This window comes from Streptomyces sp. NPDC058773 (genome assembly GCF_042746015.1).
Taxonomy (GTDB): domain Bacteria; phylum Actinomycetota; class Actinomycetes; order Streptomycetales; family Streptomycetaceae; genus Streptomyces.
The window spans coordinates 195,793-212,388 of record NZ_JBHYPE010000009.1 but is presented as its reverse complement, the minus strand read 5'-3'; the positions used below and the strand labels follow the sequence as shown (position 1 = coordinate 212,388).

Annotated in this window: 10 protein-coding genes and 1 pseudogene; 6 read left to right on the top strand and 5 right to left on the bottom strand. The window is 71.9% G+C overall.

Going from position 1 to position 16,596, the window contains the following annotated elements:
* Positions 1-32 precede the first annotated feature (32 nt).
* The 3 genes and pseudogenes from ACFW5B_RS11460 (at position 33) to ACFW5B_RS11450 (ending at position 4,211) form a co-directional block, all read left to right on the top strand.
* A complete protein-coding gene (locus tag ACFW5B_RS11460; protein ID WP_386436827.1) occupies positions 33-2,528 on the top strand; it encodes an FAD-dependent oxidoreductase in 2,496 nt (831 codons plus the stop codon).
* 61 nt (positions 2,529-2,589) lie between these two features.
* A pseudogene (locus ACFW5B_RS11455) lies at positions 2,590-2,940 on the top strand (FAD-dependent oxidoreductase); the annotation flags it as partial.
* 104 nt (positions 2,941-3,044) lie between these two features.
* The gene (locus tag ACFW5B_RS11450; protein ID WP_386436824.1) at positions 3,045-4,211 is read left to right on the top strand and encodes an aromatic ring-hydroxylating dioxygenase subunit alpha; all 1,167 of its coding nucleotides are present in this window, start codon (positions 3,045-3,047) and stop codon (positions 4,209-4,211) included.
* Positions 4,212-4,281: 70 nt separating this feature from the next.
* Here ACFW5B_RS11450 and sbnA read toward each other — a convergent pair whose 3' ends face one another.
* The 4 genes from sbnA to ACFW5B_RS11430 are packed head-to-tail and all read right to left on the bottom strand — an operon-like array spanning position 4,282 to position 12,541.
* Entirely contained in the window at positions 4,282-5,340 is a 1,059-nt protein-coding gene (gene sbnA / locus ACFW5B_RS11445; protein WP_386436822.1) for a 2,3-diaminopropionate biosynthesis protein SbnA, read from the bottom strand.
* Positions 5,341-5,394: 54 nt separating this feature from the next.
* Positions 5,395-6,465 carry a 2,3-diaminopropionate biosynthesis protein SbnB gene (sbnB, locus tag ACFW5B_RS11440; RefSeq protein WP_386436819.1) on the bottom strand — a complete coding sequence of 357 codons (1,071 nt, stop codon included), beginning with the start codon at positions 6,463-6,465 and terminating at the stop codon, positions 5,395-5,397.
* The gene (locus ACFW5B_RS11435; RefSeq protein ID WP_386436817.1) at positions 6,462-9,950 is read right to left on the bottom strand and encodes an amino acid adenylation domain-containing protein; all 3,489 of its coding nucleotides are present in this window, start codon (positions 9,948-9,950) and stop codon (positions 6,462-6,464) included. The genes sbnB and ACFW5B_RS11435 overlap by 4 nt, the downstream gene beginning before the upstream one ends.
* A gap of 8 nt (positions 9,951-9,958) precedes the next feature.
* Positions 9,959-12,541, bottom strand: a complete 2,583-nt coding sequence (locus tag ACFW5B_RS11430; RefSeq protein ID WP_386436814.1) for a Pls/PosA family non-ribosomal peptide synthetase — start codon at positions 12,539-12,541, stop codon at positions 9,959-9,961.
* A gap of 377 nt (positions 12,542-12,918) precedes the next feature.
* Between ACFW5B_RS11430 and sigK the strand changes: the two genes are divergently transcribed.
* The 3 genes from sigK (at position 12,919) to ACFW5B_RS11415 (ending at position 14,753) form a co-directional block, all read left to right on the top strand.
* Positions 12,919-13,512, top strand: a complete 594-nt coding sequence (gene sigK / locus ACFW5B_RS11425; RefSeq protein ID WP_386436896.1) for an ECF RNA polymerase sigma factor SigK — start codon at positions 12,919-12,921, stop codon at positions 13,510-13,512.
* The gene (locus ACFW5B_RS11420; protein WP_386436811.1) at positions 13,512-13,874 is read left to right on the top strand and encodes a zf-HC2 domain-containing protein; all 363 of its coding nucleotides are present in this window, start codon (positions 13,512-13,514) and stop codon (positions 13,872-13,874) included. Before sigK ends, ACFW5B_RS11420 begins: the two co-directional genes overlap by 1 nt.
* A 138-nt stretch (positions 13,875-14,012) precedes the next feature.
* A complete protein-coding gene (locus ACFW5B_RS11415) occupies positions 14,013-14,753 on the top strand; it encodes a FadR/GntR family transcriptional regulator (RefSeq protein WP_386436808.1) in 741 nt (246 codons plus the stop codon).
* Between the two features lie 47 nt (positions 14,754-14,800).
* Here ACFW5B_RS11415 and ACFW5B_RS11410 read toward each other — a convergent pair whose 3' ends face one another.
* Positions 14,801-16,474: an L-lactate permease gene (locus ACFW5B_RS11410; protein ID WP_386436805.1), complete on the bottom strand. Its 1,674-nt coding sequence runs from the start codon at positions 16,472-16,474 to the stop codon at positions 14,801-14,803.
* Between the last annotated feature and the right edge of the window lie 122 nt (positions 16,475-16,596).

Sequence of the window (16,596 nt, the reverse complement as noted above, 5' to 3'; positions counted from 1 at the left end):
GGTGCACCATCCCGACCAGCAGGAGGAGGGACATGTCCCGTACGCCCGCCCACAGTTCCCGCGTGGTTGTCATCGGTGCCGGCATCGTCGGCTGCTCCCTCGCCGATGAGCTGACCGCCCGCGGCTGGACCGAGGTCACCGTCCTCGAACAGGGCCCGCTGCCGGCTCCCGGCGGCTCCACCTCGCACGCCCCCGGCCTGGTCTTCCAGACCGGACCCTCCAAGACCCTGACCGCATTCGCCGCCTACACCGTCCAGAAGTTCCGCTCCCTCGATGTCGCCGGGCTGCCCTGCTTCCACCAGGTCGGCGGACTGGAGATCGCCACCACCGAGGCCCGCTGGGCCGATCTGCACCGCAAGGCCGGGCTCGCGGCGTCCTGGGGCGTCCGCGGCGAACTGATCGGACCGCAGCAGTGCAAGGAGCTGTGGCCGATGCTGGACGAGACCGTGCTGTACGGCGGCTTCCACACCCCCGACGACGGCCTGGCCCGCGCCGTGCTCGCCTGCCGTGCCCAGATCGCGCGGGCCGAGCGGCGCGGCGCCCGCTTCCTGGAGCGGCACACCGTCACCGGGATCGAGCGGGAGGACGGCCGCGTCACCGGCGTCACCACCGACCGCGGCACCTTCCCCGCCGACCACGTCGTCTCGGCCGCCGGCTTCTGGGGCCCGGTGATCGGCGCGATGGCCGGGGTGGATGTGCCCCTGCTCCCGCTCGCCCACCAGTACGCCAAGACCGCACCGCTCCCCGAACTCGCGGGCGTCAACGACCCGCGGGACGAGGCGAGCAAGCCGATCCTGCGCTTCCAGGACCGTGACCTCTACTTCCGCGAGCACACCGACCGGATCGGCATCGGTTCCTACGCCCACCGTCCGATGCCCGTCGACCCCTTCGCGGTAGCCGCCTTCGACGAGGCTCCCGTCATGCCGTCCTCACTGCCCTTCACCGCCGAGGACTTCGCGCCGAGCTGGCAGGACAGCGTCGGACTGCTGCCCGCACTGGGCTCGTCCCGGGTGGCCGACGGCTTCAACGGCGTCTTCTCCTTCACCCCCGACGGCATGCCGGTGCTCGGCGAATCCCGCGCCCTGCGCGGCTTCTGGCTCGCCGAGGCGGTCTGGGTCACCCACTCCGCGGGCGTCGCCAGGGCCGTCGCCGAGTGGATGACGGACGGACGGCCGGCCGCCGACATCCATGAGTGCGACCTCCACCGCTTCGAGGACGCCCAGCGCTCGCCCGCCTATATCGCCGACCGCGGAGCCCAGAACTTCATCGAGGTCTATGACGTCATCCACCCGCTCCAGCCCATGGAAGCGCCACGGCCGCTGCGCACCAGCCCCTTCTACCCGCGGCAGCAGGAGCTCGGCGCGTACTTCCTGGAGGGCGGCGGCTGGGAGCGCCCACACTGGTACGAGGCCAACGCCCCGCTCGCCGAAGGCCTCGAACTCCCGGCGCGGGACGCCTGGTCGGCCCGTCACTGGTCGCCGGTCGCCGCCGCGGAGGCCAGGGCCACCCGCGAGAAGGTCGCCCTCTACGACATGACCCCGCTGCGCAGACTGGAGGTCACCGGCCCCGGAGCCCTCGCCTTCCTCCAGCGGATGACCAGCAACAACCTGGCGAAGAAGCCGGGCGCCGTCACCTACACCCTGCTCCTCGACGAGACCGGCGGCATCCGCTCCGACCTCACCGTCGCCCGGCTCGCCCCGGACCGCTTCCAGGTCGGAGCCAACAGCGGAGCCGACCTCGACTGGCTGCTGCGGCACGCCCCCGACGAGGGGGTCCAGGTCCGCGACCTCACCTCCGGCACCTGCTGCATCGGCGTCTGGGGCCCGCTCGCCCGCGCCCTGGTCCAGCCGCTGACCCGCGACGACTTCTCGCACCAGGCCTTCGGCTACTTCCGGGCGAAGCAGACCTACCTCGGCCATGTGCCGGTCACGGCGATGCGCCTGTCGTACGTAGGTGAGCTGGGCTGGGAGCTGTACACCACCGCCGACCTGGGGCTGCGGCTGTGGGACACGCTCTGGGAGGCCGGCCGGGAGCACGGGGTGATCGCCGCCGGGCGCAGCGCTTTCAACAGCCTCCGCCTGGAGAAGGGGTACCGCGCCTGGGGCCATGACATGACCACCGAGCACGACCCGTACGAGGCCGGGGTCGGCTTCGCGGTCCGCCCCGCCAAGGGCGACTTCCTCGGCCGGGCGGCGCTGGCGGGCCGCAGCGAGGAGACCGTGTCCCGCCGGCTCACCTGCCTCACCCTCGACGACCCGGCGGCCGTCGTCCTCGGCAAGGAACCGGTCTTCGCCCACACTCCCGACTCCGCCCGAGCGGGAGGTGCCCCCTTCGGCGCCCCGGCCGGTTACGTCACCTCCGCCGCCTACGGCTACACCCTCGGCCGCGGTATCGCCTACGCCTGGCTGCCGGCCGGCGTGGCGGTCCCCGGCACCCCCGTCCACATCGAGTACTTCGGCGAGAAGATCCCCGCCACCGTCGCCACGGAGCCGCTCTTCGACCCGCAGATGGAGCGCATCCGCAGATAGCACCCGGCTCGTCCGCGGGCCCGGCGACCTGCTCGACTCCGTACGCAGAAGGAGCAACCGCATGGCTCCCACCTACGACGTCATCGTCCTCGGCCTCGGCGGCCTGGGCAGCGCCGCCGCCCACCACCTCGCCGCCCGGGGCGCCCGGGCCCTCGGCCTGGAGAAGTCCGGCCCGGTGCACAACCGCGGCTCCAGCCACGGCGGTTCGCGCATCACCCGGCAGTCCTGCTTCGAGGACCCCGCCTACGTGCCGCTGCTGCTGCGCTCCTACGAGATGTTCGGGAAGCTGGAGCGGGACACCGGCCGGGAGACCGCCACCCTCTGCGGCGGGGTGATGCCCGGCCGTCCCGACAGCCGCACCGTCCACGGCATTCTGGAAGCCGCCCGCCAGGGGGACCTCCCGCACCAGATGACCGGTGAAACCACGCACCCCATCGAGCTGTTCGCCCCGTCCCGCCGCTTCGCCGGGGGCAGCCCCGGCCGGCCCACCGCCACGGCCGTGTGAGGAGAGCATCCATGACGACCACGCCCACCGAGTCCTCCCCGACCGCACCCAGCGCGACCGCGACCGCCCCGAGCCTGATCGCCACCCTCGCCGGCCACCACTACACCGACCCGGAGATCTTCGGCCAGGAACAGGAGAAGATCTTCGAGCGGCTGTGGTTCTGCGCGGTCCGCAGCGCCGACCTGGACAAGCCCGGTGCCTTCCGCACGGTCCGGGTCGGCGGGGAGAGCGTATTGATCACCCGCAACCGCTCCGGCGCACTGCGCGCCTTCCTCAACGTCTGCCGGCACCGCGGCGCGCAGCTGTGCACCGAGGAGTCCGGAGAGGTCCGCCGCAACCTCCAGTGCCCCTACCACGCCTGGACCTACGACCTCGACGGCCGCCTGGTGGCCGCCCCCAACCTCCAGAAGATGCCGGACGTCGACCGCACCGAACGCGGTCTGGTCACCGTGCCGCTGCGCGAGTGGCTCGGCTACGCCTGGGTGTGCCTGGCCGACGAGCCGCCGTCCTTCGAGGACACCGTGATCGGCGCGGCCGTCGAACGGCTGGGTGACACCGCCTCCCTCGACCGCTACCGCACCGAGGGCCTCGCCCTCGGCAAGCGGCGCACCTATGACGTGCGCGCCAACTGGAAGCTCATCATCGAGAACTTCATGGAGTGCTACCACTGCGCCACCATCCATCCCGAACTCACCGATGTCCTACCGGAGTTCGCCGACGGCTTCGCCGCCCAGTACTACGTCGGGCACGGTGCGGCCTTCGCCGACGAGGCCACCGGCTTCACCGTGGACGGCACCGAGGGCTTCGGCCGGCTCCCCGGCATCGAGGACACCCAGGACCGCCGCTACTACGCGATCACGGTCCGCCCGCAGGTCTTCGTCAACCTCGTCCCGGACCATGTCATCGTCCACCGGATGTTCCCGACGGCCCCCGACCACACCGTCGTCGAATGCGACTGGCTGTACCTCCCCGAGGTCATCGACTCCGGCGCCGATGTCTCCAAGTCCGTCGAACTCTTCCACCGCGTCAACACCCAGGACTTCGCAGCCTGCGAGCGCACCCAGCCGGCCATGCACTCCCGCGCCTACCGCACCGGCGGCGTACTGGTCCCCAGCGAGCACCACATCGGGGCCTTCCACCGGTGGGTCGCCGAGTGTCTGAGCGGCGGGGAGGGCTGACCGGTGGCGCACCGTCCCGACCGCCGGGCGCCGGCTCGGTGGCCCGGCGAGGCGCCCGCCTCACCCCGCCTCACCGCTCCTCGTGCCGACGCCGCCGGCGCGAGGACGGCTCCAGCCCTCCCGGCGGTGGGGCGAGGCCGGACGGGGGGATGTCGGAGGCCTCGAAGGCGGGTCCGGGGGCGAGGACGTCGTCGCCGTACAGGTCCTGGACCCAGTTGTCGTGGTAGACGGTGTCGAGGTAGCGCTCGCCGAGGTCAGGGGAGATGGCCACCGCCGTCCGGCCCCGGACCTCGTGGCGGGACAGCCAGTCCGTCGCGCCACTGACCACGGTGCCGGTCGAGCCGCCGAACACGAAGCCGCGTTTGGCCAGCCGGTGGCAGGTGCGGATGGTGTCCGCCTCGGCGACCCGGACGACATCGTCCACGTAGGACTCGTCGAGCAGCGGCGGCCGGACGCTCATGCCCAGGCCAGGGATCATCCGGTGCCCCGGCGTACCGCCGAAGGTCACCGAGCCGACGCTGTCCACGGCGACGATCCGCACCGGCCGGTGCCACTCCCGGAAGTAGCGGGCGCAGCCCATCAGGGTGCCGGTGGTGCCGGCGCCGACGAACAGCAGGTCCAGCCGCGGGAAGGCGCGGGCGATGGCCGGTGCCGTCCGGCGGTAGTGCGCCTGCCAGTTGCTCGGATTGGTGTACTGGCTGACCCACAGATACCGGTCGTCGGAGGCGCACAGACTGCGGATGTACGCCAGCCGGGCGCCGAGGAAACCGCCGTTGGACTCCTGGTCGGCGACCACATGCACCTCGCTGCCCAGGGCCTCCATCATCAGCCGGGTCGCCAGGTTGCAGCGGGAGTCCGTCACACACAGAAAGCGGTAGCCCTTGCTCGCCGCGATCATGCTGAGTGCCACGCCGAGGTTGCCGGACGAGGACTCGACCAGGATCGTCTCCGGACGCAGGTCTCCGGCCCGTTCGGCGGACTCCACCATCTCGGTCGCGGCCTTCAGCTTGATCGAGCCGGCGAAGTTGAAGCCCTCGCACTTGAGGAAGAGCGGATACCCGATGATCGCCCGGAGGTCGACATAGAGGTCTTCCTCGTTGAACGCGTAGGGCGCGGTGATGACTGGCACGATGCTCTCCTCATGCGCGGCGGCGAGGCCCTGGGCGGCCGGGGTCCCGGCTGCTCATCCGTATCGCCGCAGTTCGTGGAAGAAGCCGTCGACGACCTCCAGCTCCCCGGACCGGACCACCTCGTCGTAGACGTACTTGCCGACCGCGAGATCGAGCACCCCGAGGCCGAACGGGGAGAACACCGCGGTCCGCCCGGCCGGTACCGTGACCCGCCCGGCCAGCACATCGTCCAGCGTGCCGTGCAGGAACTCCCGGTTGCCGGTGAGCTGTTCGGTCAGATGCGGGGAGGTGGCGGCCCGCAGACAGTGCTCGACGTCGTCGACGATATTGGTCGACGTCAGCAGGATCTGCGGGGCGAGGTCACGCAGCGACACATGCAGCACCACGGGGTGGTGCGCGAACCAGCAGGTCTCGTGGACATGCGGCTCCGGGGCGACGGTGGCGAAGACCACCAGGTCGCTGGCGCGGATCAGCTCCTCCGCGCTGTCGTGCACGGTGACCCGCCCGGTGGTACGGCTCTGCTCCAGGTAGCGGCGGAAGCCGGCCGCGCTCTCGGCGGACAGGTCGTGCACGCCGATCTCGTCGAACGACCAGCCGGTCCCTTCCAGGAAGGTGTGGATGTAGCGGGCGATCAGGCCCGTGCCGAAGAATCCGACCCGGGTCGGGCGGGGGCGCCCGCGGCTGAGCCGGCCGGCCGCCGACGCCGCAGACGCGGCGGTCCTGGTCGCGCTGATGATCGAGCTCTCCAGGCAGGCGAACGGGTAGCCGGTGTCGTAGTCGTTGAGGATCAGCACGGCCGAGGCGCGCGGGAGTCCGGCCTCCACGTTCGGCGGGAAGCTGGAGATCCACTTCAGTCCGTCCACCCGCGCCGTGCCGCCGATGGAGGCGGGCAGCGCGATGATCCGGGAAGTCGGGCGGTCGGGGAAGCGCAGGAAGGACGACGGCGGGTTCACCGACTGGCCTGCGCCGTGCAGCCGGTAGGTGGCCTCCACCACGTCCACGATCTCCTTCTCCCGCCCCCGCAGCGCCTTGTGCACCTGGGCACCGGAGATCACCGCGAACGACGGCGCGGGGGACGGCCCGGGGGAGGCGGGCCGGGACGGGGTGGGGCGGACGGTGGTCATGACAGCGTCACCTCGACGGTCGGCGCGCAGTCGGCCAGGCGCACCGGGTCGCCCAGGGCCACCACGACGTCCCTCGGCCCCTCGAAGGGCTCCCGGCTGTGCGCGGTACGGATGTTGTCGACGAGCAGCAGGTCACCGGCCTCCCACGGCCGGCGTGCGGTGTGCGCCTCGTAGACCTCGTTGAGCAGGTCCACCACGTCCTCGGTGACCGGGTCGCCGTTTCCGTAGCGGGTGTTGAACGGCAGCCCCTCGGGGCCGTACTCGTCGAGCAGGTAGTCCCGCACCTCGGGCGCCATCGTCCAGGCGTTGAGGAACGCGATCTGGTTGAACCAGCAGCGCCGGCCGCTGACCGGGTGGTGGACCACGGCGCTGCGGCGCTGTGCGGTGCGCAGCCCGCCGTCCGGCTGCCAGGCGAACCGGATGGCGTGGGCGCGGCAGTAGCGCTCGACGGCGTCCCGGTCCTCGGTGCCGAACGCCTGGCCCAGCGTGGCCCCGATCTCGGGGTGGTAGCTGCGGGTCAGCAGCCAGCCCTCCCGCTCGAACCGCTCGGTCAGGTCCGGTGGCAGCGCGTCCAGCACGGCCGTCGAATCGGCCACCGCGGTGGCCCCGCCACTGGTGGGCGTGCTCAGACAGGCGAACAGCATCAGCCCGGGGAACTCCAGGGTGTAACTCAGCTCGTGATGCATGCACATCGGCTGGGTCGGCGGCCACTTCGAGGAGGAGTAGACGCCCTCGGAGTAGGCCTGCCGCGCGGCGAAGGCCTCCCGCTCGGTCAGCGGAGCGGCGTCCAGGGCGCGGAGCACCGCGGCGGTCTCCGCCGGGTCGCTGATGCCCAGGCCCCGGACCAGGACCGCACCGTGCTCGGCGACGACGGCGCGCAGCGCGTCCCGCCGTTCGGCCGTCCACCGCGCCGCGCCGGCGGTGGCCTCGGCCCGCAGCATGGGCGGCGTGCCGGGTTCCCGTTCCAGTTCGGGCAGGGAGATCGGGAGTGACGACACCATGGGGGTTCTCCTCTCATCGGCGGCTCGGGCCGCGGCCGGCTGCCGGGGCGGCCCGGACCCGTCGTCGACCTGTCGGGCGAGATCGGCGAGGACCGGATGCCGGGTGAGGTCCCGGACGGAGACCACCCGGTCCAGGGCGATGGCGAGGGCCACGGCCGACAGCGAAGTGCCGCCGCAGTCGAAGAAGTTGTCCTGCCGGCCGATCCGGTCCTGCGGTATCCCGAGCACCTCGGCCCAGGCCGCGGCCAGCCGCCGTTCCGTCGGGGTCCGGGGTGCGCGGAAGTCCTCCTCGATGTTGTCGAGCCCGCCGGCGATCGCCTCCAGCGCCTTCTTGTCGATCTTGCCGTTGGCGGTCAGCGGAAGGCTCTCCCGCCAGAGGAAGACCGACGGGACCATGTATTCCGGCAGCAACTCGCCCAGCCGGCCCCGCAGGACATCGGCCTCCAGCGCATGCCGCCCGGAGTAGACGGCCACCAGACGCTTGCCGTCTCCCGCCCGCTGGGTGACCACCACCGTGCCGTCGCCGACCCCGGGCACCCGGAGCAGCGCGTTCTCGATCTCCCCCGTCTCGATGCGGAAGCCACGGATCTTGACCTGGCTGTCCTTGCGGCCGAGGAACTCCAGCTTCCCGTCCGGAGTCCAGCGGCCGTGGTCGCCGGCCCGGAAGAGCCGCTGCCCGGGACGGTGCGGGTCCGGCAGAAAGGCCGGCCGGGTCCGCTCGGGATCGTTGACGTACCCGCGGCCGACGCAGATCCCGGAGAAGACGATCTCCCCGGGGGCGCCGAGCGGCACCGGTGACAGATGCTCGTCGACGACGTACACCCGCACATTGCTCACCGGGCGCCCGAGCGGGACCCGTTCGGTGTCCGGCACCGCGTCCATGACCTCGTGGTTGGTGTCGTCCGACGTCTCGGTCAGACCGTAGGCGTTGACCAGCCGGACACCGGGCCGGGCCGTGAACCAGCGCTGGACCAGCTCCTTCTTCAGCGCCTCACCGGTGACCGACACACAGCGCAGGTCCGGCAGTTCCCGCGGCCGCTGCGCCAGTGAGGACAGCACGACCTCCAGGTACGACGGGACCATCTGGAGCACCGTGGCCCGCCCGTCGGCCACCGTGTCGATGTAGCGCCCCACGTCCAGGACGGCCGCCTGGTCGACCAGCAGGGTACGGCCGCCGACCAGCAGCGCCGCGAGCAGTTGCCAGAGGGAGATGTCGAAGCACTGGGGCGCGGTCTGGGCGACCACCTGCCCCTCGTCGATCCCCAGGTCGTCGATCTTCGCGTAGAGGTGGTTGAGCATGCCGAGGTGCTCGCACATCGCGCCCTTGGGCTCACCGGTGGAGCCCGACGTGAAGTAGATGTAGGCCAGCTGGTCCGCGTCGACCCGGACCGCGGGGTCGTGGTCGTGGTGGCTGGTGCGGCAGACGGTGTCGATGAACAGGGTCCGGACGCCGGGCACCGAGGCCAGGGCCCGGTCGAGTCCGGTGGTGCCGGCGGGTTCGGTCAGTACCTGCCGGCATGCGGCGCGCGAGAGCATCAGCGCAATACGGCCGGGCGGGAAATGCGGCTCCACGGGCAGGTAGGCACCGCCCGCCTTGAAGACCGCGATGACCGCCGCCAGCCACTCCAGGTTGCGTTCGGTGACCACCGCGACGACGTCCTCCCGGCCCAGCCCGCCGGCCAGCAGCGCATGGGCCAACCGGTTGGCGCGGACGTCGAGTTCGCGGTACGTCCACCGCCGGTTCCCGTGCACGGCGGCAACGGCGTCGGGGTGCGCTCGCACCTGCTGGGCGAACAGCTCGTGGAACCGGCGGTCCGGCAGCGGCCGGTCCGGTCCGGCCAGCCCTTCGAGCTGCAGATGCAGTTCCTCGGGGGAGAGCAGGGACTGCCGCCGGTGCTCGGCCTCCGGATCGGCGGTGAGCAGCGTCAGCGCCGTCCGGTAATAGCCGCCGATCCGGGCGGCGCAATCCCCGTCCAGCACATCGGTCCGGTACCGCAGTCGCAGCACGTCCCGGTCGTCCTGGCGGGCGAGGGCCACCCGCAGCACGGTGCCGCCGGCCGGACCGCCGTCCGCGCCGGGCAGCGCGAACTCCGTCTCGGGGGACGGCCCGCCGGCCGGGAACCGCCGGCGCCCCAGCAGCTCCGCCTCCGCCCGGTGGGTGTCCAGCAGCAGCTGCCGCCAGGAGCCGGCCGCGGTCGTCAGCCGGCACGGCAGCGGGGTGCCGCCCCGCTCGGTGAGGTAACCGGTGATGATCTCCTGGTCGCCGGAGAGCGCCGCGAGCACCTTGGCGTGCGCGGCCAGCAGCACCGAACTCAGCGGCATCCGCAGCGTGCCGGCCACCCGGCGCAGCGCCGCCGGAAGAGGGCCGGGGAGAGCCGTCTCGTACGCGGCCGTGCCCGGCACCGGGTCGCGGGTCCACCGCGGGATCCGGGTGAAGGCGCCGTCCGTCAACTCACCGCGCAGACGCGCGGTGTCAGCCGTCATGGATGGGGTCATCGGCTACTACCTCCAGCCCTGCCGGTGTCGCCGTCGCAGATCTGCCGGGCCGGGTTGCCGCCCCACTGCGCATGCGCCGGGACGACCTCGCCCTTCATGAGGAAGGAGTCGGGCGCGAGCAGCGCACCGTCACCCAGGGCCACGCCGTAGTGGACGAAGGCGCCGACGCCGAGCGTGCAGCCCGCGGCCAGCGTGCTGCGGTCCGACTTGAACGCGCCGTCCTCCTGCGAGTGGCACTGGACGACGCTCCCCGCGTTGAGGGTGCAGCCGTCCCCGACGGCGGCCAGGGTCCGCTCGGTCAGATAGCAGCCGTCGTCGAAGACCTTGCGGCCGATCCGCACGCCGAGCATCCGCCAGATCAGGTTCTTGAACGGCGTGCCGTTGAAGAGCATCAGATACGTCTCCGAGGGCACCTTCCAGTACCGCTCCCGCCGCCAGAAACGCCGGTCGTAGATCGAGCAGAACAGCGGGACCAGCGGATGGAACGCCGTCGTGACCCGCTCGACCAGCACGAAGTAGAGGACGCCGGACACCAGGACCAGGAGGTTGCCCAGCGCGAGCGACACGGCGCCGAGGGAGTCGTAGAGTTCGGCGGCCAGCGCCGCGATCAGGGTGACCCCGAAGAAGTAGCACCACCGCACCAGGAGATAGAGCGCCATGGTGGCGGCGTTGTGCCGGTTCTTGGCGACGAGGAGGCTGCCCAGCCGCTCGCTGTGCTTCAGCTCGTCGAAGCTGCTGTCCCGCAGGACCGACCGGGGAATCTCGAAGCTGGGCGAGCCGAGGAGCCCGACACCCTCCCGGACCTCGCCGTCGACCGGCACCATCACCTTCGTCGCGAGCAGGCAGTTGTCGCCGGTCCTGCCCCGCGAGGGGTAGGCGATCCGGTTCCCTAGGTAGTTGCGCGGTCCGATGGTGGTCCGCAGGACCCGGAAGGACGTACTGGAGAAGTCGGCGTTCATGACGGACAGTCCGTCGGCGACCATCGTCCCGCTCCCGACGGAACTCAGGAACGGCGTCTCGTGCTTGACCTCGGTCCCGAAGTTCGACCCGGTCTGTTCCACCCGGGACGACAGGTCGTAACCGAGGCACCGCAGGTAGTGCACGATGGCGGAGCTGTCGCCGAACAGCCGCATCAGGAACTTCCGGTTGGTGGTCAGGGCGATCAGCCGGTGCACCCCGTAATGGAAGCCGTACAGCGGATAGACCTTGTCCGCCCGGATGGTCCGGCTCAGCAGTCGCGGGACCGTGGCCTGGAAGAGGAGGCCGAGGGGCACGGCGGCGAAGAAGAGCAGGGACGCCAGCAGGGCGTCCGTGTAGAACGTCCAGTCGCCCAGGGCCGTGGGCCCGGGGTCCAGCACCGAGGTGAGCTGCGGCGCCTCGGCCAGCAGCAGGGCCACACCGCCGACGGCCAGCGGCACGTACAGCAGCAGCACGGCCGCCAGCTGCAGACAGCTGTGCAGCGTCCGCCGCACGGCGCCGCACGCGGCCGGACCCACGAAGCGGAAGTCCACATCGGCCGGCTGCGCCGGTGATCCGTGCCAGGACGCGCCGTCGGGCACCCGCTGTCCGCGGTGCAGCGACGAGGCATGGCCCAGCTGCGCCCCGTCGCCCAGTGCGGTGTCGATGTCGAGCACGGTGGCCTCGCTGATGACCACGCCCGCCCCGAGGGCCACCGCACCGGTCTGGATCAGTCCGGCCTGTGCCCGGTAGCAGTTGAGGAGCGAGTCCTTGCGGATGACGGTGCCGTCACCGACGGCCAGCAGATCGGTGCAGACCGGCACATTGCGCGAGAAGACCGTGACACCCCGCCCGATGTGCGCGCCCAGCGCCCGGAGGTAGAGCGGGTAGAGCGGCGAACCGACGAACAGGACCAGCGGGTTCGCGCGGACCAGCGTCTTGACGACCCAGAAGCGGACGTACCGCAGGCTCCAGACGGGGAACTGCCCGGGCTTCCAGCGGCCGATGAGGACCCACTTCACCACGATCGGTGCGGCACACAGCAGCACCAGGCCGGCCGCGCCGCACAGCACCGACCGCAGATACCGGTCGACGAGACCGGACCCGGCGGAGATCCACCCGTAGCCCCACGCCGTGACGAACGCGACGAGACAGGTGTACCCGAGGAATGTCAGGAGCTGTAGCGCTCCGCAGAGGACGTACGCAGGGGTGCTCGCAACCGCTGGAGCCGGGGCCGCGGCCGGCTGCTGGGCCCGGTCGGCCCGGAGGGACGGCGCGGGGTCGGCCAGTGCCGTGGCCAGCGCCTGAATCGTCGGATACCGATAGATGTCCCTCATCGAGACCGACGGCAGGTCGGCGCGCTTCCTGACCCGCGCACAGAAATGTGCCATCACCAGGGAATCGGCGCCCAGGTCATCGAAGAAGTGCTGGTCGGCCGGTGGTGGCCCGGTGCCCATGACCTCGGCCAGCGTGGCGGCGAAGGCACCTTCGAGTCCGGTGGCAGGGTCGACCGCACCGGCGGCCGGATCGTCCACCCCGGCCGTCGGCGCGTACGCGTCGGACCGGCCGGCTGAGGGCTCCTCCGGATACCGGGACAACTCTTCGAGCGGCTTTCCGACCATTGCGACCTCCCTGGAGAAGCGCCGACGACCGTCGTCCGTCAACCCGGTCCCGCAGGCGCTCCGGTTCGCGTCGCACGGGCAGTACCTAATGTGTATTCGAGGCCCATGGCGTTATGGATTGCTAAATATTGACTTTTCCCCTTATCAAGGATCGCTCCTCCCCGTGGCCCGCAGTCAACACCGGGGCTGACCTGCTCCGGAGCGGCGGGGCGCCCGGCCCCGAGCGGGCGCACTCAGCCGAACGGGCCCCGACCGGCTGCGACCGCCGTGATGGGGCGTCAGCCTGAGAGGGCAGGGCCGACGCGTCCCGGCGCACTCGTTCCCGGGGACACGGTCCGCACCAGACTGACGAGGGGACGGTTCGACACGTTGTGAGCATCTCGCACACCGCATCCGAGGGGCCCCGGCCGCCGGTGCGGTCTGCCGTGGACCGCCAGGTGGACGCTCTGCTCGTGCTGGTTGCTCAGGGTGACGAGACCGCGTTCGCCGGCGTGTACGACGCCCTGGTGGTGCCCGTCATGGGCCTGGCCTTCCGGATTCTGCGGGACGAGGCGCAGGCTGAGGAGGTGACTCAGGACGTGATGCTCGAGGTGTGGCGGAAGGCCGACCGGTTCCGTCCCGAGCGCGGTGCCGCGAAGTCGTGGGTCCTGACGCTGGCCCACCGGCGGGCGGTGGAGCGGGTGCGGGCGGCACGGGCCGGCGCGGAGCGCGAGCGGAAGGCCGCGCAGCTGGCCCACCAGACCCCGTTCGACGAGGTGGTGGAGGCCATCGAGGAGCGGGAGGAACGGGCCGAGGTCTACCGCTGTCTGGCCGGCCTCGGCAACACCCAGCGCCTGCCGCTGGTCCTCGCCTACTACCAGGGACTCACCTACGCGGAGGTCGCCGAGGTGCTGTCCACCCCCACGGGCACGGTGAAAACGAGGATGCGCACCGGACTGCAGAGACTGCGCGTCTGTCTGGGAGGTCGCTGATGTCTGCCGTCGAGGATCCGCACGAGGCGGTCGGGGCGTATGTGCTGCACGCCCTGCCGCCCGAGGAGGCGGCCGCCTTCTCGCGGCATCTGGCCGGCTGTGACGCCTGCACCCGGGAGGTCGCCGAGCTGGAGGCCACCGTCGTGTGTCTGGCCGATGCGGAGGCGGTGCGGCCGCCCGAGGCACTGCGCCGGCGGGTGCTGGAGGAGATCGCGGCCACCGCCCAGGAACAGCTGCTCCGCCGCGAGCCGTCGAGGCGCCGGGAACCACGCCGGGGACCGCGTACGGACCCGGGCCAGGACCCGCCTGCGGACCCGCGTACGGACCCGAGCCCGGAACGCCGTCTGGACCTGGAGGTCTGACCGTCCGGGCGGGCCGTGGACGGCGCCCCGCCCGCGGCCGAGCCCCCTGCCTCCGGCCCGGCCACTGTGGTCCGACCACACGCCCTGTGTGACATAGTTTTTGCACGGGAGCATCAGGGCCGAGCCGGGGAGTTGGGGATGACCGCCGAATGGCGACCTGTGCGGCAGTCGCGCACGCATGAGCTCGTCTTGGAGCGCATCGAGGAGCGGGTGCTCGCCGGTGAGCTCAAGGCCGGGGACCGCCTGCCGCCCGAGCGCGAGCTGGCCCCGGTCCTCGGCGTCAGCCGGTCCGCGCTGCGCGAGGCGCTGCGGGTGCTGGAGACGATCGGGGTGCTGGTCGCCCAGGCCGGACGCGGGCCGGACGCCGGGGCGCGGATCGTACGGAACCCGGACGATGCGCTGGGCCGGCTGCTGCGGCTGCACTTCGCCCTCGGCAGCTACCGGCTGCACGATGTGCTGGAGGCCCGGGTGGTCCTGGAGCGCTCCAGCTTCGAGGCGGCCGCGGAGCATGCCCCGGCGGAGGACCTCGACGAGGCGGAAGCGCTCCTCGTACGGATGCGGGAGCCCGGCGTGGGGCCCGCCGACTTCAACGACCTGGACACCCGCTTCCATGTCGCCATCGCCCGCAGCTCCGGCAATCAGCTGACCTCCACCCTCACCTCGGCCGTGCGGGAGTCGGTGCGTCCGCTGATCCTGCGGGCGCTGGAGACGGCGGAGGACTGGCCGGCCACGGCGGAGGCGCTGAACGCCGAGCACACCGAGCTGCTGCGACTGGTGCGGGCGGGCAAGGGCGCACCGGCCGCCGACCTGGCCGAGGCCCATATCCGCGGCTTCCACGGCAGGCTGGTCGACGAGAACGCGCCGGAGGAGCAGGAGTAGGGAGGAGGGGCCCCGCCGGAGGGGCCCCGCCGCCCCCTCCCGTACCCCTACGGCAGCATCCAGGACAGCGCCGGAAGCGACTGCAGCAGGACCAGCACGCACAGCACCGCCAGCATCGCGACGCTGTATCCGGCGACCTTCCGCAGCAGGGTCCGCTCGCTGCCCGGCAGTTCCACCGCGGTCGCCGCGATGGTGAGGTTCTGCGGGCTGATGAGCTTGCCCACCACGCCGCCGGTGGTGTTGGCGGCGACCAGCAGGGTCGGGTCGAGGCCCGCGGTCTTGCCGGCGGTCTGCTGGAGCGTGGCGAACAGCGCGTTCGACGAGGTGTCCGAGCCGGTGACGGCGGTGCCGAGCCAGCCGAGGACGGGGGAGAGCAGGGCGAAGAGGCCGCCGGTGGCGGCGAGCCAGGTGCCGATGGCGAGGGTCTGCCCCGACTGGTTCATCACGTAGCTCAGCGCCATCACGGTGGCGACCGTGGCGATGGCGGTGCGCATGGTCGTCAGGGTGCGGCCGGCGCAGGTCAGGCCGGTGCGCGCGGTCATCGGGAAGCGGTCGGCGTCCTTCGCCCGGCTGTAGACGAGCATCACGAGCAGGCCGGAGAGGATCAGCAGGGTGCCGGGGTTCCCCAGGACGTCCAGCTTGTAGACCGCGCTGCCGGCGGGGGAGCCGTCGGGGGCGAGGAGGTGGCCGTACAGCCCCGGCCAGTCGATCTGGACGGTGAGGGAGCCGAGCAGCGCGGGCATGTCGAGCCCGCCGAGGTCGAGCTTGGCGAGCGCGAAGACCGCGATCACCAGGAGGTACGGCAGCACGGCGAGGACGGTGCGGCGACGGGTCAGGGGTTCGGCCGCCACCCGGGAACGCTGGTCGTCCGGTGTCGTCGGGTGCCAGAAGCGCAGCATGATCACCGCGGCGCCGAAGCCGGCGAGCGCGGCGACGACATCGGTCAGCTCGTAGGCGAAGTGCGCCGAGCACCAGAACTGGGCCAGGGCGAAGACGGCCCCGGTGACCAGGGCGACGGGCCACAGCTGCCGCAGCCCGCGCCGCCCGTCCACGATGAAGAGCAGCAGCTGCGGCACGAAGAGGGCGAGCAGCGGGCTCTGCCGCCCGATGACCGCGGCGAGCGACTCCGCGGGGATGCCGGTGAGGGTGCCCGCGGTGGTGATGGGAATGGCCATGGCGCCGAAGGCGACCGGCGCGGTGTTGGCCACCAGGACGGTCACCGCGGCGGTGATCCGGGGCAGCCCGAGCGCCATCAGCATGGCGGCGGTGATCGCGACGGGCGCGCCGAAGCCCGCGAGCGCCTCCAGGAGCCCGCCGAAGCAGAACGCGATGAGCATGGCCTGGACCCGCAGGTCGCCGCGGCCGACCGAGTTGAAGCAGCGGCGCAGATCGTCGAAACGCCTGCTGACCACGGTGAGTTCGTAGAACCAGATCGCCGAGACGACGATCAGCATCACCGGGACGAGCCCGAAGGCCGCGCCCTGGGCGGCGGACAGCGCGCCGAGCCCCGGCGGCATCCCGTAGCCGAGGACCGCGACCAGGAGTGCGGCCAGCAGGGCACCGAGGGCGGAGTGCAGCGCGGACCGCCGGGCAGCCATCAGCAGGACGAAGAAGGCGGCCAGGGGTATCAGGCCGAGTAGCGCGGTAAGGGTGAGGCTGTCCCCGACGGCGGCCACGTCGGGGGTGTAGGCCGCCAGGGCAGCGGGCGGAGTGGTGGCCACGGAGTGCTCCTCATCGAGTTCTGCGCGCCGCCCGGCCGGGCTGAACGTCCCGTTCCCGGCCGTCGCGGCGACGTGTGGCTGACGCAACGGCCCTCAGTAGCCCACCGAAGATGTTGCATGTC